Genomic DNA, 20,428 nt, shown 5'->3' with positions numbered 1-20,428 from the left:
GAAGCGACCGCGCGACTCCAACTTCCAGCTTCGGGCTTCCGGCTTCCAGCCGCTTGTTAGAGTACCGCCTTGGGATAGGAGCCCAGCACCTTCAGCGCCACGGCTTCGCTGTTGATCTTCTCCAGCACGTCCTTGATCAGCGGGTCCTTGTGGTGGCCGACGAAGTCGATGAAGAACACGTAGGTCCACTTGCCGCTGCGCGACGGGCGGGTCTCGATGCGCGTCAGGTCGATGCCGTTGGTGTGGAACGGCACCAGCAGCTCGTGCAGCGCGCCGGGCTTGTTGCGCATGGAGACGATGATCGAGGTCTTGTCGTCGCCGGTCGGCGGCACTTCCTGGCTGCCGATGATGAGGAAGCGCGTGGAGTTGTCCGGGCGGTCCTCGATCTTCTCGTGCAGCTTGTCCAGGCCGTACAGGCTGGCCGCCATGTCGCCGGCGATGGCCGCGCTGTTCCACTCGCTCTTCACCCGCTTGGCGGCGTCGGCGTTGCTCGGCACCGCCACGCGCTCGACGTTCGGGTAGTGCGCGTCCAGCCACTTGCGGCACTGGGCCAGGGACTGGGCGTGGGAATAGATGCGGGTGATGCTGTCGGTCTTGGTGTTCTCGCCCACCAGCAGGTGGTGGTGGATGCGCAGCTCGACCTCGCCGCAGATCACCATGTCGTGTTCGAGGAAGCTGTCGAGGGTGTGGTTCACCGCGCCTTCGGTGGAGTTCTCCACCGGCACCACGCCGAAGTTCACCGCGCCGGCGGCCACTTCGCGGAACACTTCGTCGATGGCCGCCATCGGCGTGCTGATTACCGCATGGCCGAAGTGCTTGAGCGCCGCGGCCTGGGTGAAGGTGCCCTCGGGGCCGAGGTAGGCGACCTTGAGCGGCTGCTCCAGGGCCAGGCAGGAGGACATGATCTCGCGGAACAGCCGCGCCACTTCCTCGTTGCCCAGCGGGCCCTTGTTCAGCTCCATGATGTGCTTGAGTACCCAGGCCTCGCGCTCGGGCCGGTAGAACACCGGCTTCTCGCCCTCGGCCAGGGACTGCATCTTCACCCGCGCCACGTCGGTGGCGCAGCGGGCGCGTTCGCTGATCAGCTCGAGGATCTTCTCGTCGAGGCTGTCGATGCGTACGCGCAAAGCCTTGAGCTGGTCAGCGTCGCTCATCAGCCGTGCTCCTTCTCGAACTCGGCCATGTAGGCTACCAGGGCCTCGATGGCGTCCAGGCCCAGGGCGTTGTAGATGGAGGCGCGCATGCCGCCCACCGAACGGTGGCCCTTGAGGTTGAGCAGGCCACGGGCGTCGGCGCCGGCGAGGAAGGCCTTGTCGAGCTTCTCGTCGGCCAGGCGGAAGGGCACGTTCATCCAGGAACGGGCGCTGGGCTGGATCGGGTTGGTGTAGAAGTCGCTGGCGTCGATGAAGGAGTACAGCAGGTCCTTCTTCGCGCGGTTGCGCTTCTCCATGGCCTCGACGCCGCCCTGCTCCTTCAGCCACTGGAAGACCAGGCCGGAGAGGTACCAGGAATAGGTGGCCGGGGTGTTGTACATGGAGCCGTTGTCGGCGGCGACCTTGTAGTTGAGCATGGTCGGGCAGATGCTGCGGGCGCGGCCGAGCAGGTCTTCGCGGACGATGACCACCACCAGGCCGGACGGGCCGATGTTCTTCTGCGCGCCGGCGTAGATCAGGCCGAACTTCGACACGTCGACCGGGCGCGAGAGGATGTCCGAGGACATGTCCACCACCAGCGGCACGTCACCCACTTCCGGAATCCAGTCGAACTCCAGGCCGCCGATGGTCTCGTTGGACGCGTAGTGCAGGTAGGCTGCGTTCGGCGTCAGGTTCCACTCGTTCTGCCCGGGAATGGCGAAGTAGTCGTACTTGGAGGCGCTGGCGACCACGTTGACGTTGCCGAAGCGGCGCGCTTCCTCGATGGCCTTCTTCGACCAGATGCCGGTTTCCACGTAGTCCGCCACGCCGTCTTCGGGCAGCAGGTTCAGCGGGATCTCGGCGAACTGCTGGCTGGCGCCGCCCTGGAGGAACAGCACCTTGTAGTTCGACGGCACGCCCATCAGGTCGCGCAGGTCCTGCTCGGCCTTCTCGGCGATGGCCACGTAGTCGTCGCTGCGATGGCTCATCTCCATGACCGACAGGCCCTTGCCCTGCCAGTCGAGCAGCTCTTCGCGGGCGCGCTCCAGCACCTCGGTGGGAAGCGCAGCTGGACCTGCGCAGAAGTTATAGGCTCGCTTGCTCACATCCACTCTCGCTAATCAGTCTTCGCTGGCCTGCGGCGCTTCCTCGGCCGCGGCTTCGCCTGCTTCTTGATTCTCGTCGAACGCTTCGTCGTCCACGACTTCGCCCTCGACCACGGTCGGCTCCTGCACCCGCTCCAGGCCCACCAGGGTCTCGTCGGCGGCCAGCTTGATGAGGATCACGCCCTGGGTATTCCGGCCCGCGCCGCGGACTTCGTCGACGCGGGTGCGGACCAGGGTGCCCTGGTCGGAAATCAGCATGATCTCCTCGCCGTCCAGCACCTGCACGGCGCCCACCAGCTTGCCGTTGCGCTCGTTGATGACCATGGCGATCACGCCCTGGCCGCCACGGCCGCGGCGCGGGTAGTCGGCCAGCGGGGTGCGCTTGCCGTAACCGCGTTCGGAGGCGGTGAGGATCTGCGCCTCGCGGCATTCGGGGATCAGCATGGAGATGATGCGCTGGTCTTCGGCCAGGCGCATGCCGCGCACGCCACGTGCGTTGCGGCCCATGATACGCACCTTGCTTTCCTTGAAGCGGATCACCTTGCCGGCGTCGGAGAACATCATCACGTCCTTCGAGCCGTCGGTGATGGCGGCGGCGATCAGCGAATCGCCCTCCTCCAGCTTCAGCGCGATCAGGCCGTTGGAACGCGGCTTGGTGAACTGGATCAGCGGGGTCTTCTTCACGGTGCCTTTCATGGTGGCCATGAAGATGTACGCGCCGGTCGGCTCGTCCTGGCTGAAGTCGGCGTCGTCGCCCTCTTCGGCCTCTTCGGCTTCCACCACCTCGGCGACCTGCTCGGCGACCACGTCGTCGTCATCGCCTTCCTCGCCGGCGAACTGGGCGCGCACGGCTTCCAGGTCGATCTGCAGCATGGCGGTGATGCGCTCGCCTTCGTCCAGCGGCAGCAGGTTGACCAGCGGACGGCCGCGCGCGGTGCGCGAGGCTTCCGGGATCTCGAAGGTGCGCAGCCAGTAGACTTTGCCCTTGCTGGAGAACAGCAGCAGGGTGGCGTGGCTGTTGGCCACCAACAGGTGTTCGATGTAGTCCTCGTCCTTCACTCCGCTCGCCGACTTGCCCTTGCCGCCGCGGCGCTGGGCCTCGTAGGCGGCCAGCGGCTGCGACTTGGCGTAGCCGCCGTGGGAGATGGTCACCACGCGCTCTTCCTCGGTGATGAGGTCGGCGATGGTCAGGTCCACCTGGGAGGCGACTATCTCGGTGCGGCGGGCGTCGCCGAACTCGGCCTTGACCTTCTCCAGCTCCTCGCGGATGACTTCCATCAGGCGCTGCGGGTTGGTCAGGATGCGGATCAGCTCGCCGATCAGGGCGAGGATTTCCTGATATTCGGACAGGAGCTTCTCGTGCTCCAGGCCGGTCAGGCGGTGCAGGCGCAGTTCCAGGATGGCCTGGGCCTGCTCCGGCGACAGGTAGTACTTGCCCTCGCGCAGGCCGTACTGCGGGTCCAGGTCTTCCGGACGGCAGGCATCGGCGCCGGCGCGCTCGACCATGGCTTCCACCGCGCTGGATTCCCAGGGGGTGGCGATCAGGCGTTCCTTGGCCTCGGCCGGGGTCGGCGAGGTCTTGATCAGCTCGATCACCGGGTCGATGTTCGACAGCGCGACCGCCTGGCCTTCGAGGATGTGGCCGCGCTCGCGGGCCTTGCGCAGCTCGTAGACGGTCCGCCGGGTCACCACTTCGCGGCGGTGGCGGATGAAGACTTCGAGCATGTCCTTGAGGTTCAGCGTGCGCGGCTGGCCGTCGACCAGGGCCACCACGTTGATGCCGAACACGCTCTGCAGCTGGGTCTGGGCGTAGAGGTTGTTCAGCACCACCTCGCCGACTTCGCCGCGGCGCAGCTCGATGACCACGCGCATGCCGTCCTTGTCGGACTCGTCGCGCAGTTCGGTGATGCCTTCGATCTTCTTCTCTTTCACCAGCTCGGCGATCTTCTCGATCAGCCGCGCCTTGTTCAGCTGGTAGGGCAGCTCGGTGATGATGATCTGCTGGCGGTTGCCGCCCTTCTCCATGTCCTCGATATCGGCGCGGGCGCGGATGTAGATGCGCCCGCGGCCGGTACGATAGGCCTCGATGATGCCGGCGCGGCCGTTGATGATGCCGGCGGTCGGGAAGTCGGGACCGGGGATGTACTGCATCAGCTCGTCGACGGACAGCTCGGGGTTGTCCATCAGCGCCAGGCAGCCGTCGATCACCTCGCCCAGGTTGTGCGGCGGGATGTTGGTGGCCATGCCCACGGCGATGCCGCTGGAACCGTTGACCAGCAGGTTGGGGATCTTGGTCGGCATGACCGCCGGGATCTGCTCGGTGCCGTCGTAGTTGGGCACCCAGTCGACGGTTTCCTTGTCCAGGTCCGCCAGCAGCTCGTGGGCCAGCTTGGCCATGCGCACTTCGGTGTAGCGCATGGCCGCGGCGTTGTCGCCGTCCACCGAACCGAAGTTGCCCTGGCCGTCCACCAGCATGTAGCGCAGCGAGAACGGCTGGGCCATGCGCACGATGGTGTCGTACACCGCGGTGTCGCCGTGCGGGTGGTACTTACCGATCACGTCGCCGACCACACGGGCGGATTTCTTGTAGGGCTTGTTCCAGTCGTTGCCCAGTTCGCTCATGGCGTACAGGACGCGGCGGTGCACGGGCTTGAGGCCATCGCGTGCATCGGGCAGGGCACGACCGACGATCACGCTCATGGCGTAATCGAGGTAGGACTGTCGGAGTTCGTCTTCGATGTTGACCGGGAGGATTTCTTTGGCCAGTTCGCCCATGAGAAGCCTGGTTCCTTTTGCAGATGGAACTCCGCCTCGCCCGTCCCGAGCCCGGCGGAGTGCGACAGCGCCATCAGAACGCCATCGACTCACAACAAATCAACGACTTAGGTCAATGATCCGCGCAATCGACGGGGCCAGAAAAAGGCCCCACTGAGAACCGTCGGAGCTTACCACAAGCCAGGGGGAACACCTATCCCCGCCGGGCGCCCTCAATGCAGGCGCTTGCGGCTCATCAACTGGGCCATGCGCTCGGTGTCCGGACGCTCGACCACGCCGCGCTCGGTCACGATGGCATCGATCAGGTCGGCCGGGGTCACGTCGAACACCGGATTGTAGGCATCCACCTCGGCGGCTATCCGCTTGCCGCCGATTTCCAGGAGTTCGCGGCCGTTGCGCTCTTCGATGGGGATGTCCTCGCCGCTCTCCAGGTTCATGTCGATGGTCGAGCTGGGCGCCACCACCATGAAGCGCACGCCGTGGTGCATGGCGTTGATCGCCAGCTGGTAGGTGCCGATCTTGTTCGCCACGTCGCCATTGGCGGTGATGCGGTCGGCGCCGACGATGACCCAGGTGATGCTCTGGGTCTTCATCAGGTGCGCCGCCGCGGCGTCGACATTCAGGGTGACCGGCACGCCCTCGTTGGCCAGTTCCCAGGCGGTCAGGCGCGCGCCCTGCAGCCAGGGGCGCGTCTCGTCGGCGTAGATGCGCTCGACCAGGCCCTCCAGGTGCGCCGCGCGGATCACCCCCAGGGCGGTGCCGAAGCCGCCGGTGGCCAGGGCGCCGGTGTTGCAGTGGGTGAGGATCTTCTGCGGGCCGGAGTGCTGCTTGCGGATCAGCTCGACGCCGAGCTGGGCCATGGTCAGGTTGGCTTCGCGGTCGCTCTCGTGGATGGCGATGGCCTCGGCCTCCAGCACCTGCAGCGGGTCGTCTCCCGGCTTCAGGCGTTCGAGGCGCTCGCGCATGCGGTTCAGCGCCCAGAACAGGTTGACCGCCGTGGGCCGCGATTCGGCCAGCACGCGGAAGTCGTCCTCCAGGGCTTCGCGCCAGGCGCCGCCGTTGTTCAGGCGGGCCTGCAGGCCCAGCACCAGGCCGTAGGCCGCGGCAATGCCGATGGCCGGGGCGCCGCGCACCACCATCTGGCGGATGGCCTCGGCGACGCCGGCGGCGCTGTCGTAGCTCAGCCAGGTTTCCTCCAGCGGCAGCAGGCGCTGGTCGAGCAGACGAAGGGTGCCCTTGCGCCAATCAATGGCCGTGACCCGCTCGGCCGCCAACAGTCGCTCACGCATGGAACACCTCGTCTTCTAATCAGGTCCGGGCGCGCCGGGCGGCGCGCCGATATCGAGCCCGGCCAGGGCCGGGAAAACCCGCGAGTATAACGAGCCGCAGGCCAAGGCGCTCGGGTATACTGCCGACCACCCGTTCCCGCGCCGCAGGAAGCGCCCCATGCCCGACGCCAAAGCCCCTCTCGACCTGCTTCTGCTGCCGACCTGGATAGTCCCGGTGGAACCCGCCGGCGTGGTCCTGCGCGACCATGCGCTGGGCATCCGCGACGGCCGCATCACCCTGCTCGCCCCGCGCGCCGAGGCCCTGCGCCAGCCGGCGGCGGAAACCCGCGAGCTGCCGGGCATGCTGCTCGCCCCGGGCCTGGTCAACGCCCACGGCCACGCCGCCATGAGCCTGTTCCGCGGCCTGGCCGACGACCTGCCGCTGATGACCTGGCTGCAGGAGCACATCTGGCCGGCCGAGGCGAAATGGGTGGACGAGGACTTCGTGCGCACCGGCAGCGAGCTGGCCATCGCCGAGCAGATCAAGGGCGGCATCAGCTGCTTCTCGGACATGTACTTCCACCCGCGGGTGACCTGCGAGGCGGTCCACGACAGCGGTATCCGCGCCCAGGTCTGCGTGCCGGTGCTGGACTTCCCCATGCCCGGCGCCCGCGACGCCCAGGAGGCAATCCGCCAGGGCGTGGCGCTGCACGACGACCTCAAGCACCACCCGCGCATCCGCGTGGCCTTCGGCCCGCACGCGCCCTACACGGTCGGCGACGACAAGCTGGAGAACGTGCTGATGCTGGCCGAGGAACTCGACGCCGGCATCCAGATGCACGTCCACGAGACCGCCTTCGAGGTCCAGCAGGCCCTGGAGAAGAGCGCCGAGCGCCCGCTGGCCCGGCTGCACCGCCTGGGCCTGCTGGGGCCGCGCTTCCAGGCCGTGCACATGACCCAGGTGAGCGACGAGGACCTGGAGCTGCTGGTGGAAACCAACAGCTCGGTGATCCACTGCCCGGAATCCAACCTCAAGCTGGCCAGCGGCTTCTGCCCGGTGGAACGCCTGTGGCAGGCCGGGGTCAACGTAGCCATAGGCACCGACGGCGCGGCCAGCAACAACGACCTCGACCTGCTCGGCGAGACGCGCACCGCCGCCCTGCTGGCCAAGGCCGTGGCCGGCCAGGCCACCGCCCTGGACGCCCACCGCGCGCTGCGCATGGCCACCCTGAACGGCGCCCGCGCCCTGGGCCTGGAGCAGGAGATCGGCTCTCTGGAGCTGGGCAAGTCCGCGGACCTGGTGGCCTTCGACCTCTCCGGGCTGGCCCAGCAGCCGGTCTACGAGCCGGTTTCGCAACTGATCTACGCCAGCGGCCGCGACTGCGTGCGCCACCTGTGGGTCGGCGGCAAGCAGCTGCTGGACGCCGGCCGCCTGACGCGCCTGGACGAGGGCCGCCTGGCCGCCGAGGTCGGCGCCTGGGGCCGGCGCATCGCCGGCGCCTGAACACTGCCAGGCGCGGCTGCGACAATCTGTCATGCCGCGCCCATCCGCCGCGCGAAGCTGGCATCATAGTCGGCCTGCGCGCCACGATTTCCCATGATTTGCAACGAAGGTACGCCATGAGCAACGTCGACCACGCCGAGATCGCCAAATTCGAGGCACTGGCCCATCGCTGGTGGGACCGCGAGAGCGAGTTCAAGCCGCTGCACGACATCAACCCGCTGCGCGTCAACTGGATCGACGAACGCGCCAGCCTGGCCGGCAAGAAGGTGCTGGACGTCGGCTGCGGCGGCGGCATCCTCAGCGAGGCCATGGCCCAGCGCGGCGCCAGCGTCATGGGCATCGACATGGGCGAGGCGCCGCTGGCGGTGGCCCAGCTGCACCAGCTGGAATCCGGGGTGCCGGTGGAATACCGGCACATCACCGCCGAACAGCTGGCCGAGGAAATGCCCGGGCAGTTCGACGTGGTCACCTGCCTGGAGATGCTCGAGCACGTGCCCGACCCGGCCTCGGTGATCCGCGCCTGCCACAAGATGGTCAAGCCCGGCGGCCAGGTGTTCTTCTCCACCATCAACCGCAATCCCAAGGCCTACCTGTTCGCCATCGTCGGCGCCGAGTACGTCATGCGCCTGCTGCCGCGCGGCACCCACGACTTCAAGAAGTTCATCCGCCCCTCCGAGCTGGGCGCCTGGTCGCGCGATGCGGGCCTGGCGGTCAAGGACATCATCGGCCTGACCTACAACCCGCTGACCAAGCACTACAAGCTGGCCGACGACGTCGACGTCAACTACATGATCCAGACCCTGCGCGAGGAATGACGGCGATGCAGCTCAGAGCGGTTCTCTTCGACATGGACGGCACCCTGCTGGACACCGCGCCGGACTTCATCGCCGTGTGCCAGGCCATGCTCGCCGCCCACGGCCGCCCACCGATCGACGCCCAGCGCATCGCCGACGTGGTCTCCGGCGGCGCCCGCGCCATGGTCGCCGCGACCTTCGGCATGGACCCGGAAGCCGACGGCTTCGAGACGCTGCGCCAGGAATTCCTCGACCGCTACCAGGACCACTGCGCGGTCTACAGCCGCCTCTACGACGGCATGGCCGAGCTGCTGGAAAGCATCGAGCGGGCCAACCTGATCTGGGGCGTGGTGACCAACAAGCCGGTGCGCTTCGCCGAGCCGATCATGCAGCAGCTGGGCCTGGCCGAGCGCTCGGCGGTGCTGGTCTGCCCGGACCACGTGAGCAACAGCAAGCCCGACCCGGAGCCGCTGCTGCTGGCCTGCAGCCAGCTGGGCATCGACCCGGCCCAGGTGCTGTTCATCGGCGACGACCTGCGCGACATCGAATCCGGCCGCGCCGCCGGCACCAAGACCGCGGCGGTGCGCTACGGCTACATCCACCCCGAGGACAACCCCGCGCACTGGGGCGCCGACGTGATCGTCGACCACCCGCGCGACCTGCTGGCGGTGCTCGACCGCGCGCTTTGTTCCTGTTGAGCTTGAAGCTGGAAGCCTGAAGCCGGAAGCGCTCCGCCGCTCGACTTCAAGCTTCCGGCTTCAGGCTTCCAGCGCTCCCAAGGAGTTTCCATGTTCGACTATTCCGCCCGCCCCGACCTGCTCAAGGACCGGGTGATCCTGGTCACCGGCGCCGGCCGCGGCATCGGCGCCGCCGCCGCGCGGGCCTATGCCGCCCACGGCGCAACCGTGCTGCTGCTGGGCAAGAGCGAAGAAAACCTCAACCAGACCTACGACCAGATCGAGGCCGCCGGCCACCCGCAACCGGTGGTCATCCCCTTCAACCTGGAAACCGCCCAGCCGCACCAGTACGACGAGCTGGCGGCGACCATCGAGAAGGAATGCGGCAAGCTCGACGGCCTGCTGCACAACGCCTCCATCCTCGGCCTGCGCTCGCCCATCGAGCAGATCTCCGGGGAAAACTTCATGCGCGTCATGCAGGTCAACGTCAACGCGGTGTTCATGCTGACCCACGCCATGCTGCCGCTGCTCAAGCTGGCCAGCGACGCCTCGGTGATCTTCACCTCCAGCGGCGTCGGGCGTAAGGGCCGCGCCTACTGGGGCGCCTACGCGGTGTCCAAGTTCGCCACCGAGGGCCTGATGCAGGTGATGGCTGACGAGTGCGACGGCACCAACGCCGTCCGCGCCAACAGCGTCAACCCCGGCGCCACCCGCACCAGCATGCGCGCCATGGCCTACCCGGGCGAGAACCCGGCGAACAACCCGGCGCCGGACGAGATCATGCCGGTCTACCTGTACCTGATGGGCCCGGACAGCATCGGCGTCAACGGCCAGGCCTTCGACGCCCAGGCCTGACCGGCGCGGGGCGGCGCGACAGCCGCCCCGCCGGTTTTCCGACTACGCCCGGGGAAATAGCCTACGGCCACCCCGGAAAATTCGCCATCATTTTGACATCCCACCCTCCGGGGCACTCCCAGCCTACGGAACCAAGCCCGCGCCAGACGGTCCCTTGAGCCGTCAGAACAGAACTTTTCGCGGGTTGGCACGAAAATAGCTCAGCCCTCACTGTCGCCGTTTTGCGCCAGAGGTCGCCACGCGTCATGGCCCCGCCCAAGCAGTCCAACACCATCGATTTCGATACCGCCAAGCTCCAGCGCCTGAGCCAGGTCGAGAGCGGCCGCCCGCGCGGCCGGCGCCCGGCCAGCCTGACGGACGTGCGCCGGCAACTCGCCGTGCAGTTGCAGACCAGCCTCGAGATCGAACGCGTCCTGGGCCTGTTCTTCCAGGAGATCCAGGCGCTGCTGCCGCTGGACTACCTGAGCTACCAGAACAGCAGCGCCGACCTGCGCCTGGAGTTCGGTGAAGCGGCCAGCCACGGCGCCACCTACAACCTCAACCATGCCGGGGAATACCTGGGCGAGCTGGCCTTCCGCCGCCGCCGCCCCTTCGACGAGACCGAACTGGGCCAGCTGGAAAGCCTGATCGCCAGCCTGCTCTACCCGCTGCGCAACGCCCTGCTCTACCGCGCGGCCATCCAGGCCGCCCTGCGCGACGCGCTGACCGGCACCGGCAACCGCATCGCCATGGACCAGGCCCTGGGCCGCGAGGTCGAGCTGGCGCGGCGCAGCCTGCAGCCGCTGTCGGTGCTGATGCTCGACCTGGACCACTTCAAGCGCATCAACGACCAGTATGGCCACAGCCACGGCGACGAAGCCCTGCGCTGCGTGGCCAGGGCGATCAAGGCCAGCCTGCGCAACGTCGACATGGTCTTCCGCTTCGGCGGCGAGGAGTTCCTCGTGCTGCTGTCCAACACGCCCAGCAGCAGCGCCGCCCAGGTCGGCGAAAGGCTGCGGCATGCCATCCAGGAGCTGGACTTTGCCGTCGATGGCAAGCCGGTGCCGCTGTCCGTCAGCCTCGGCTGCGCCACCCTGATCGCCGGCGAGCGCGTCGACGACCTGCTGCACCGGGCCGACGCCGCGCTCTACGCAGCCAAGCGCGACGGCCGCAACCGCCTGGCCTGCGCTGGCTGAGCGGACTTTCCGGAAGGCGAAAAAAAGGCTCCGCGGAGCCCTTTTTTCATGCCTGACGCTTAGCGCTTGAAGCCCGGACGCATGCCGTCACCGGCCGGCTGCGGGCGGCGCTTGTTCAACGGCTTGCGCGCCACCGGCTTGGACGGGCGCTCGTCACGCTCGGCGCTCGGCTTGGCCGGACGCGAACGCGGCGCTTCGCCGGCCGGGGCCTTGCCACGGCCTTCCGGACGCGGCGCGCGGGCCGGGCGCTCGGAATCCTGACGCGGGCCACGGGCCGGGCGGTCGGAGTCCTTGCGCGGGCCGCGAGCCGGACGATCCGAATCCTGGCGTGGAGCACGAGCCGGACGATCAGAGTCCTGGCGCGGACCACGGGCCGGGCGATCCGAATCCTGGCGCGGACCACGAGCCGGACGATCCGAGTCCTGGCGCGGACCACGAACCGGACGGTCGGCATCCTGGCGCGGACCACGAACCGGACGGTCGGCATCCTGACGCGGAGCGCGAGCCGGGCGGTCGGAGTCCTGACGCGGCCCTCGGGCGGGACGCTCGCCGGCCACCGGACGCGGACCACGGGCCGGGCGCTCGCCGCCGAAGGATTCCTTGCGCTGGCGGTTGCCGCGACCGGCATCCGGGCGCTCGCTGCGCGCCAGCGGCTTGGCCAGCTTGCGCTGCTGGCGTTCGAGCTTGTCCTTGGCCTTGGTGGTCATCTCCGGCAGTTTCACCGGCTTCAGGCCGACCTCTTCGCTGAGGATGTCCAGTTCGCGCTGGTCCATCTCGCGGTAGCGGCCCATGGTCAGCTCGGAGGTGAGGAACACCGGGCCGAAGCGCACGCGCTTCAGGCGGCTCACCACCACGCCCTGGGATTCCCACAGACGGCGCACTTCGCGGTTGCGGCCTTCCATCACCACCACGTGGTACCAGTGGTTGAAACCTTCGCCGCCGGGCGCCTGCTGGATGTCGCTGAACTTGGCCGGGCCGTCTTCGAGCATCACGCCGGCTTTCAGGCGCTCGATCATCTCTTCGTCGACTTCGCCGCGCACGCGCACGGCGTACTCGCGGTCCATCTCGTAGGACGGGTGCATCAGGCGGTTGGCCAACTCGCCGTCGGTGGTGAACAGCAGCAGGCCGGTGGTGTTGATGTCCAGGCGGCCGACGTTGATCCAGCGGCCGCTGCGCAGGCGCGGCAGGCGGTCGAACACGGTCGGGCGGCCTTCCGGGTCGTCGCGGGTGCAGACCTCGCCCTCGGGCTTGTTGTAGATCAGCACGCGGCGCACGTGCTCTTCGGCCTGCTCGCGGCGGATCAGGTGCTCGTCGACGGCGATGGCGTCGTGGCTTTCCACGCGCTGGCCGAGGCTGGCGACCACGCCGTTGACCTTGACCCGGCCTTCCTCGATCCAGGCCTCGACGTCACGGCGCGAGCCGACGCCCAGACGGGCCAGGACCTTCTGCAGCTTCTCGCCGGCGGGGGAGATTTCGGTGGTTTCGTGCGTGTCGTTCATCTGGGCACCTCCCGGTGTGTCATGCAACGAAGAAAAAGGTCGCGCATCATACGCGCTTGGGCGCGGCAAAGCACCGTCCGTGATCGGGAAAGCCTAGCCGCTTTTGCCATTCGCGCCGCTTTCAGGGGGAAACCGAGTTGAGCGACCAATCCGCCTTCACCGGCGCCAAGCTGGCGCTGTTCCACGACGGCCACCTGGTGGTCTACCTGCGCGACGAGAAACCCGGCATCCCCTTCCCCGGTTGCTGGGACTTTCCCGGCGGCGGCCGCGAAGGTGCGGAAACCCCGGCCGAATGCGCTTTGCGCGAGTTGGAGGAGGAGTTCGCCATCCGCCTGGGCCAGGAGCGCATCGAATGGCAGCGCCGCTACCGCGCCACCCACGGCCCGGCGCCCTGGGCCTGGTTCCTGGTGGCGCGGCTGCGGGCGGCGGAGCTCGAAGCCATCCGCTTCGGCGACGAGGGGCAGTATTGGCGGCTGATGGCGGTGGAGGAGTACCTCGGGCTGGATGAGGGGGAGGCAGTGCCCTATCTGCAGGAGCGGTTGCGGGATTATCTGGAAGAGGGTCTTTCGTAGGAGCGAGCTTGCTCGCGAACGGGGTTTCCCGGTGGCGTAGGTGCCGGGTTTAAGAGCACCCTCTCCCCAGCCCTCTCCCTGAAGGGAGAGGGGGCCGTTCGGCGTGCTTGGGAAGTCAGGCGTCAGCCGGAAACCACAGGACCACTCGGGGACCTCAGCAGGCAGAGGACAGTCCCCTCTCCCTTCAGGGAGAGGGTTAGGGAGAGGGCGTTCTTCAGGGCAAGCACCGAAGCCACCGGCAGATCCCCGTTCGCGAGCAAGCTCGCTCCTACGAAGAGCAGCCGCCCGCACGCATAAAAAAGCCCGGCACAAGGCCGGGCACGTCCGATCATGGGACAGCTCAGTGTGATTCGAGCAACGCCAGGGCCTCGCGCGACAGGCGCTCGACCTCAGCCCAGTCTCCGCTGGCGACGGCGGCCCTGGGCAGCATCCAGGTGCCCCCCACGCACATCACGTTGTCCAGGCGGTAGTAGTCGTTCAGGTTGTCCGGTCCTACCCCGCCGGTGGGGCAAAAGCGCACCTCCGGGAAGGGGCCGGCGAAGGCCTTGAGCGCTTCCACGCCGCCGCACACCTTGGCCGGGAACAGCTTGAAGCGGCGCAGGCCGTGGCGATAGGCGGCCATGATCTCGGAGGCGGTGGCCACGCCGGGCAGCAGCGGCACCGGGCGGCTCACCGCGTGCTGCAGCAGTTCCTCGGTGCAGCCGGGGGTGACGATGAACTGCGCGCCGGCCTCTTCCGCCTGGCGGAAGGTTTGCGGGTCCAGCACGGTGCCGGCGCCCACGCACAATTCCGAGCGCTGCTCGGCCAGGGTGCGGATGGCGGTCAGGCCCAGCGGGGTGCGCAGGGTCACTTCCAGCACGGTGATGCCGCCGGCGGCCAGGGCGTCGGCCATGGGCAGGATGTCCTGCTCGCGATCGATGGTGATCACCGGCAGGATGCGGGCGCGCTCGGCGAGGGCGTCGATGCGCTGGATGTGGGAATCGAGACTCATGTTGCGGTAACTCCGTGCCTCAAGGGCACCAGTGGATCGACAGGGGAGCGCGGAGGAAGGCGCTCACCGGCATGCTTGCTTCGTCTTCGGCGGCCAGCGCGGCCTTCAGGGTGGCCAGCTTGGCCTCGCCCTGGATCGCCAGCAGTTGCACCCGCGAGGCGGCCAGCAGCGCGCGGCTGAGGGTCAGGCGCTGGTGCGGCACGCTCGGCGCCCAGGCCGGCAGGCAATGGCGCGCGCCGGCCGGGTCGAGGGCCTCGGCCAGGCCCGGGCTGGCCGGGAACAGCGAGGCGGTGTGGCCGTCGTCGCCCATGCCCAGCACCAGCACGTCGATGGGCAGGGCCAGCTCGGCGACCTGGCGGTCGGCGATGGTCGCCACTTCCTCCAGGCTCGGCGCCGAGTGATACAGGCCGCAGAACAGCGCCTTGGCCGCCGCGCCCTTGAGCAGGTGGCGGCGCACCAGGCCGGCGTTGCTGTCGGGGTGGACTTCCGGCACCCAGCGCTCGTCGGCGAGGGTCACGGTCACCTTGTCCCAGTCGAGGACTTCGCCGCTCAGGGCTTCGAGGAAGGCCACCGGGCTGCGTCCGCCGGACACCGCCAGCAGCGCGCGGCCGCGCTCGGCGATGGCCCCGCGCAGTTGTTCGGCCACATTGGCGGCCAGGCCGCGGGCCTGCGCCACCGGGCTTTCCCAGGCCGTCCAGCGCACGCCGGCCGGCAGTTTCAGATCAATGGTCGCCATACCAGTCCTTCCCGTCTCTCGCGATCAGCGCCACGGCCGCCTGGGGTCCCCAGGTGCCGGCGGCGTAGGGTTTGGGGGCATCGCCCAGGCGTTCCCAGCCGGCGATCAGGTGGTCGCACCACTTCCAGGCGAACTCCACTTCGTCCTTGCGCACGAACAGGTACTGGTTGCCCTGCATCACTTCCAGCAGCAGCCGCTCGTAGGCGTCCGGCACGCGCGCGGCCTGGTACGCCTCGGAGAAGCTCAGCTGCAGCGGCCCGGTGCGCAGTTGCATGCCCTTGCCCAGGCCCTGGTCCTTGGTCATCACCTGCAGGGAGATGCCCTCGTCCGGCTGCAGGCGGATGATCAGGCGGTTGCTGATCAGCGAGCGCTGCTCCGGGGCGAAGATGTAGTGCGGCGGGTTCTTGAAGTGGATGACGATCTGCGACAGCTTCTGCGGCATGCGCTTGCCGGTGCGCAGGTAGAAGGGCACGCCGGACCAGCGCCAGTTGCGGATGTCCACGCGCAGGGCGACGAAGGTCTCGGCGCCGCTCATGCGGTTGGCGTGTTCCTCTTCCAGGTAGCCGGGCACCGCCTTGCCGTCGATGAAGCCGGCGGTGTACTGGCCGCGCACCACGCGGCCGGCCAGTTGCTCCGGCGGGATCGGCTCCAGGGCGCGCAGCACCTTGACCTTCTCGTCGCGGATGCTGTCGGCGGAGAGGTCGCTGGGCGGGTCCATGGCGATCAGGCAGAGCAACTGCAGCAGGTGGTTCTGCACCATGTCGCGCAGTTGGCCGGCCTGGTCGAAGTAGCCCCAGCGGCCTTCGATGCCGACCTTCTCGGCCACGGTGATTTCCACGTGGGAGATGTGGTTCTGGTTCCACTGCGTCTCGAACAGGCTGTTGGCAAAGCGCAGGGCGATGAGGTTCTGCACCGTTTCCTTGCCCAGGTAGTGGTCGATCCGGTAGATGCGGTTCTCCGGGAAGAATTTCGCCACCGCCTCGTTGACCTCGCGGGACGACGCCAGGTCGTGGCCGATGGGCTTCTCCAGCACCACCCGTGTGCGTTCGGCCAGGCCGAGGGCGGCGAGGTTCTCGCAGATGCCGCCGTAGACCGCGGCCGGGGTGGCGAAGTAGGCCACCAGCGGCAGGCCGGCGGGCACCGCGTCGCGCAACGCCGGGTAGGACGCGGCGTCGAGGAAGTCCATGCTCAGGTAGCTCAGGCGCTGCTGGAAGCGCGCCCAGACGGCGTCGTCCCATTCGCGCGCCGGCACGGCCAGGCGCAGGCGCTTCTCGAGGGTGGCCAGGTGGGCGGCGGGGTCGCCCTCGTCGCGGGCCAGGGCGAGGATGCGGGTGTCGCCGTGGAGCAGGCCTTCACGGTCGAGCTGGTAGAGGGCGGGGATCAGCTTGCGCAGGGCGAGGTCGCCCAGCGCGCCGAACAGCGCCAGGGTGCAAGGCAGAACGCGGACATCAGGCATTTGTTGTTACCAAACAGATTTTGAGGAACATTTGCCGAATACACCGGACCATTAAGGCAAAAATGTAGTAATTAAACAACATATTTTTCCAAAGACGCGGTCCTGTTGGTCGTCTGCCGACCTGACGTTAGGATAGCGCCGCTGGCCGCAGGCACGTCCCCGGCCGTCGATTGCCCCACAGGGGCCACCAAGGAGAACGGATGAAGAACCTGCTGGAGCAGATCCAGACGCGCCTGGAAGACTTGAACAAGGCCGAACGCAAGGTCGCCGAGGTGATACTGCAGAACCCGCAGCAGGCCACCCGCTTCAGCATCGCCGCGCTGGCCCAGGCCGCGAGCGTCAGCGAACCGACGGTGAACCGCTTCTGCCGCTCCTTCGGCATGAGCGGCTACCCGGAGCTGAAGATCCAGCTGGCGCAGAGCCTGGCCAGCGGCGCGGCCTTCGTCACCCAGGCGGTGGCCGAGGACGACGGCCCCGAGGCGTACACGCGGAAGATCTTCGGCAGCACCATCGCCTCGCTGGACGCCGCCTACAAGCTGATCGACCCGCGCGCCGTGGACCGCGCCGTGGACCTGCTGATCCAGGCCCGGCAGATCCACTTCTTCGGCCTCGGCGCCTCCAGCTCGGTGGCGCTGGATGCGCAGCACAAGTTCTTCCGCTTCAACCTGGCGGTGTCGGCGCAGAGCGACGTGCTGATGCAGCGGATGATCGCCTCGGTGGCGCACACCGGCGACCTGTTCGTGGTGATTTCCTATACCGGCCGCACCCGCGAACTGGTGGAGGTGGCGCGCCTGGCGCGGGACAACGGCGCTTCGGTGCTCGGCCTGACCGCCGCCGACTCGCCGCTGGCCAAGGTCTGCACCCTGACCCTGGACATCCCGCTGCCGGAAGACACCGACATCTATATGCCGATGACCTCGCGGATCATCCAGCTGACGGTGCTCGACGTGCTGGCCACCGGCGTGACCCTGCGCCGCGGCGTGGACTTCCAGCCGCACCTGCGCAGGATCAAGGAGAGCCTGGTGCCGACGCGCTACCAGCTGGACGAGGAAGACTGACGCCCCGCCGCGGTGATTTCGCAGGCGCGGATTCATCCGCGATTTCGGCGCTGGGGATCGGCCGATCGCGGACGGAGTCCGCTCCTACATGGCAGGAGGAGCACCGTCGTAGGATGGTGTTGAGCGAAGCGATACCCATCACCATGGTTCGATGGGTATCGCAAGCTCAACCCATCCTACGAAAGCACCTTGGCGCAGTCGGCAAGACCGTTGTTCCTACGCTCAAGCCCCGCGCAGCGGAAACCGTCAGACCAACCCGGCCTTCAGCCGCAGGCGCATGCGCTCGCCCTGGGCCAGGATCAGGCCGCCGGGGCGGTAGCCGGCGACGCCTATGCACAGGAAGCGGTCGGCCTCGCCCGGCTCCACCTGCTCCACCGCGCGGCTGCCGGGGTGCCAGATGACGCTGCCGGCGGCGGCGTTCTTGTCGATGCGCAGGCGGCGCTGCCAGCCGGCGTCTTCCAGCACCAGCGCGCCGGTGTTGTACAGCACCTGCTTGACCGCGCCCCGCGGCGTCCAGGTGTTGGGCAGCGGCGCAGCCGGGCGCTGGCCGCCCTCCAGCTCCATGCCGTGGACCACGCTGCGGCGCAGCGAGCCGATGCGCCAGTAGGGTTGCAGGGCGAAGCTGAACAGGCAGTCGCTGTCGTCCTCGTGGTAGCTGGACAGTTCCATCTCCAGCTCGCGGCCCAGGCGCGCGTCCAGGCGCACGTGCCAGTCCTCGATGTCCAGCTGCCAGCTCACCTGCACCAGGCTCTCGTCGGCGTGGGCGTCGAGCAGGCGCCATTCGCGCTGGCGGGCCCAGCCGTGGGGCGGCCAGTCGGGCTCGCTGGGGTGGCTACCGAACCACGGCCAGCACACCGGGATGCCGCCGCGGATGGGCGCCGTGCTCAGCGCCGGCCACTGGCTGGAACACCACAGCATGGAGCGCTCGCCCTGGGGCCGGAAATGCAGCAGCTGCGCGCCCTGGCGGCTGAAGACCGCCTGGCACAGGGGATGATCGATCAGCAGCAGGTCGCGGCGCTGGAAGCGCACCCAGTCGAAGGGGCGCTTGGCACGCATGGAATGGAAGAAGCGCTGCAGCGGATGCTCAAGCATTGTCCGGAGGTCCTGAATCAATCCCTTCCCGGACGCTCCCGGGGCATGACATCTATGTAGTTTTACTACACGTTGGTGAAAAAAGCGCAGATTCTACCTGAAAAGCATAGAACCCCAGTCACATGTCCGGATTTTTTCGTCCCAGGCCGGTCACGTAGGGCGCATAACGCCTACGGCGTTATCCGCCGTCCAGCCTCGCTGCCCGGCGGCTACCAGGTTGACCTGGGCGCTGGCCGTGGCCCCGGCGTATCGGCGGATAACCGCGAACGGTTATTCGCCCTACGAACAAAAAGCCCGCCCCGGTGATGGCGGGCGGGCCAAGTACAGCAGCACCTCAGGAGCGTGTCGTTTGGCGCATCAGAAGCTGGACTGGATCTTCAGGCCGGCGACCAGGGCGTTGTCCACCTCGTAGACGCCGCCGGGATGCTTGATGTACTGCAGGTTCGGCCGCACCGTCAGCCAGTTGGTCACGTGCACCCCGTAGTACAGCTCGGCGTCGTATTCGCTGTGCTGCACCGGCTGGAACAGCGGGTTGTCGTAGTCGTCGATGCCGGCGACTTCGTTGATCTGCTTCTGGTGTTTGGTCACGTCGTCGTTGATGTGGATGCGCGCCACCGCCAGGCCGATGTCGTCCTTCGGCCGCGCGTCGAACAGGCCTTTGTAGACCATGCCTGCCTGCTGGTAGTTGTCGATGCTGTTGGTCGCCTGGTCATGCACGGTGAAGTTGGCGAACAGGCTCAGCCCGCGCGAAGCGTCGCCGTTGTGCGCGGTGACCTGCTGCTGCGCCACCACCCACCAGCCGTGCTTGCTGCCGTGGGACTTGAAGGCGTTGCCGGTCAGCGCCTGGGGCTGGCCGTTCACATCCTCGTAGACGTCGTCGGCCTTGGCGGTGCTGTAGTAGTAGCCCAGGCGGTATTCGCCGGGCAGTTGCTGCGCGCCGACCTTCGGCGACCACACCAGCTCCACCGGCAGGATGGCGCCCTTGGTGCCGCTGCCGCTGAGCTTGAAGCCGTTGCCGGTCTCCAGGTTCGAGGGGTTCTGCTCGTAGGCGCCGACCTGCACGAAGAACTCCGGGCTCAAGTTGTACTTCACCCGCAGCGCCCACTGCGCCACCGGCCAGTTGTACCAGATGCCGCCCACCCAGTTGCCCACCTGCGAGCCGCAGAAGGCCAGGTTCTGGAAATCGCAGGGGAAGCTGTTGAAGTCCTCGCCCTCGCCGAACTGGCCGACCTTGATGTCCAGGGCGTCGTCGAGGAAGGTCTGCTTGTACCACATCTGCGTCAGCCGCCAGGTCTGGCCGCGGCCCCAGACTTCCTGCACCGAGCTGAGCTGGCCGGCGCGCGGGTCGCTGATACGGTCGTTGGAGAGGTTGTTGCCGCTGCGCTCGGTCACCGTCAGCTGGAACTCCGCGCCGTGCCAACCGAGGATCTTCTGCAGGTCAAGGTGGGTGCCCAGCGCCCACTGGTCGGTGTAGCGCGCGGTCTTGTCGTCGTTGTAGCCGCCGTGCAGGTTGCCCGCGGCCTCGCCGACGTAGTCCAGCTTGAAGTCGTAGCCCTTCTCCAGCAGCTCGCTGCGGGTGCCGCCCCAGTCCCCCAGGCCCCATTTCGAATCGGCGGAGAAGGCCTCGTCGGCGCAGGCCAGGCCATTCAGGCCGACGGCGCCCAGGGCGAGCAGGCAGCCCAGGGCGGGCCGGATCTTGTTGTTCTTATGCATTGCTGACGTCCTCGTTGGTGAAAT

The 20,428-nt window shown here is 67.9% G+C and carries 16 protein-coding genes and 1 pseudogene; 7 read left to right on the top strand and 10 right to left on the bottom strand.

Features of this window, described 5'->3' with window-relative positions:
• Positions 1–56: 56 nt before the first annotated feature.
• From pheA to mtnA, 4 genes are all read right to left on the bottom strand, one after another.
• The gene (gene pheA / locus PcP3B5_RS08255) at positions 57–1,154 is read right to left on the bottom strand and encodes a prephenate dehydratase (RefSeq protein WP_061560995.1); all 1,098 of its coding nucleotides are present in this window, start codon (positions 1,152–1,154) and stop codon (positions 57–59) included.
• Entirely contained in the window at positions 1,154–2,239 is a 1,086-nt protein-coding gene (gene serC / locus PcP3B5_RS08250; RefSeq protein ID WP_061560994.1) for a 3-phosphoserine/phosphohydroxythreonine transaminase, read from the bottom strand. The genes pheA and serC overlap by 1 nt, the downstream gene beginning before the upstream one ends.
• Positions 2,240–2,254: 15 nt before the next feature.
• Positions 2,255–5,014 (bottom strand): DNA gyrase subunit A, encoded by a 2,760-nt coding sequence (gyrA, locus tag PcP3B5_RS08245; RefSeq protein ID WP_043313489.1) that lies wholly within the window; start codon positions 5,012–5,014, stop codon positions 2,255–2,257.
• 212 nt (positions 5,015–5,226) lie between these two features.
• Positions 5,227–6,303 carry an S-methyl-5-thioribose-1-phosphate isomerase gene (gene mtnA, locus PcP3B5_RS08240; RefSeq protein WP_043267580.1) on the bottom strand — a complete coding sequence of 359 codons (1,077 nt, stop codon included), beginning with the start codon at positions 6,301–6,303 and terminating at the stop codon, positions 5,227–5,229.
• A 157-nt stretch (positions 6,304–6,460) separates the two neighbouring features.
• On the opposite strand from mtnA, the gene PcP3B5_RS08235 reads away from it, so the two are divergent.
• The 5 genes from PcP3B5_RS08235 to PcP3B5_RS08215 all read left to right on the top strand — a co-directional run bounded on the left by PcP3B5_RS08235 (position 6,461) and on the right by PcP3B5_RS08215 (position 11,287).
• Positions 6,461–7,786, top strand: coding sequence for a TRZ/ATZ family hydrolase (locus PcP3B5_RS08235; RefSeq protein ID WP_061560993.1), 1,326 nt, complete (start codon positions 6,461–6,463; stop codon positions 7,784–7,786).
• A 116-nt stretch (positions 7,787–7,902) separates the two neighbouring features.
• Positions 7,903–8,601 (top strand): bifunctional 2-polyprenyl-6-hydroxyphenol methylase/3-demethylubiquinol 3-O-methyltransferase UbiG, encoded by a 699-nt coding sequence (ubiG, locus tag PcP3B5_RS08230; RefSeq protein ID WP_061560992.1) that lies wholly within the window; start codon positions 7,903–7,905, stop codon positions 8,599–8,601.
• Entirely contained in the window at positions 8,598–9,278 is a 681-nt protein-coding gene (gene mupP, locus PcP3B5_RS08225) for an N-acetylmuramic acid 6-phosphate phosphatase MupP (RefSeq protein ID WP_145923861.1), read from the top strand. Before ubiG ends, mupP begins: the two co-directional genes overlap by 4 nt.
• 90 nt (positions 9,279–9,368) lie before the next feature.
• On the top strand, positions 9,369–10,112 hold the full coding sequence (locus PcP3B5_RS08220) for a YciK family oxidoreductase (protein ID WP_009620945.1): 744 nt from the start codon (positions 9,369–9,371) through the stop codon (positions 10,110–10,112).
• Positions 10,113–10,357: 245 nt separating this feature from the next.
• A complete protein-coding gene (locus tag PcP3B5_RS08215) occupies positions 10,358–11,287 on the top strand; it encodes a GGDEF domain-containing protein (protein WP_061560990.1) in 930 nt (309 codons plus the stop codon).
• Between the two features lie 308 nt (positions 11,288–11,595).
• Here PcP3B5_RS08215 and rluB read toward each other — a convergent pair.
• Positions 11,596–12,786, bottom strand: a pseudogene (gene rluB, locus PcP3B5_RS32100) (23S rRNA pseudouridine(2605) synthase RluB); the annotation flags it as partial.
• Positions 12,787–12,923: 137 nt separating this feature from the next.
• Between rluB and PcP3B5_RS08205 the strand changes: the two are divergent.
• Positions 12,924–13,358 (top strand): NUDIX hydrolase, encoded by a 435-nt coding sequence (locus tag PcP3B5_RS08205; protein ID WP_061560989.1) that lies wholly within the window; start codon positions 12,924–12,926, stop codon positions 13,356–13,358.
• A 340-nt stretch (positions 13,359–13,698) separates the two neighbouring features.
• On the opposite strand, the gene PcP3B5_RS08200 is transcribed toward PcP3B5_RS08205, so the two are convergent.
• Genes PcP3B5_RS08200 through zwf form a run of 3 tightly spaced genes read right to left on the bottom strand, consistent with a single transcriptional unit; the run spans position 13,699 to position 16,541 of the window.
• Positions 13,699–14,349, bottom strand: a complete 651-nt coding sequence (locus PcP3B5_RS08200) for a bifunctional 4-hydroxy-2-oxoglutarate aldolase/2-dehydro-3-deoxy-phosphogluconate aldolase (protein ID WP_061560988.1) — start codon at positions 14,347–14,349, stop codon at positions 13,699–13,701.
• Between the two features lie 19 nt (positions 14,350–14,368).
• Positions 14,369–15,085 carry a 6-phosphogluconolactonase gene (gene pgl, locus PcP3B5_RS08195; protein WP_061560987.1) on the bottom strand — a complete coding sequence of 239 codons (717 nt, stop codon included), beginning with the start codon at positions 15,083–15,085 and terminating at the stop codon, positions 14,369–14,371.
• Complete coding sequence (gene zwf, locus PcP3B5_RS08190; protein ID WP_043267599.1) at positions 15,072–16,541, bottom strand: glucose-6-phosphate dehydrogenase; 1,470 nt, start codon at positions 16,539–16,541, stop codon at positions 15,072–15,074. The genes pgl and zwf overlap by 14 nt, the downstream gene beginning before the upstream one ends.
• A gap of 200 nt (positions 16,542–16,741) precedes the next feature.
• On the opposite strand from zwf, the gene PcP3B5_RS08185 reads away from it, so the two are divergent.
• A complete protein-coding gene (locus PcP3B5_RS08185; RefSeq protein ID WP_009620931.1) occupies positions 16,742–17,599 on the top strand; it encodes a MurR/RpiR family transcriptional regulator in 858 nt (285 codons plus the stop codon).
• Between the two features lie 246 nt (positions 17,600–17,845).
• Here PcP3B5_RS08185 and PcP3B5_RS08180 read toward each other — a convergent pair whose 3' ends face one another.
• The gene (locus PcP3B5_RS08180; protein ID WP_061560986.1) at positions 17,846–18,691 is read right to left on the bottom strand and encodes a D-hexose-6-phosphate mutarotase; all 846 of its coding nucleotides are present in this window, start codon (positions 18,689–18,691) and stop codon (positions 17,846–17,848) included.
• Between the two features lie 357 nt (positions 18,692–19,048).
• Positions 19,049–20,404, bottom strand: coding sequence for a carbohydrate porin (locus tag PcP3B5_RS08175; protein ID WP_061560985.1), 1,356 nt, complete (start codon positions 20,402–20,404; stop codon positions 19,049–19,051).
• Positions 20,405–20,428 lie beyond the last annotated feature (24 nt).

Origin of the sequence: Pseudomonas citronellolis (assembly GCF_001586155.1) — a bacterium.
Classification (GTDB): Bacteria; Pseudomonadota; Gammaproteobacteria; order Pseudomonadales; family Pseudomonadaceae; genus Pseudomonas; species Pseudomonas citronellolis.
This window is presented reverse-complemented; position numbering and strand designations above follow the sequence as displayed.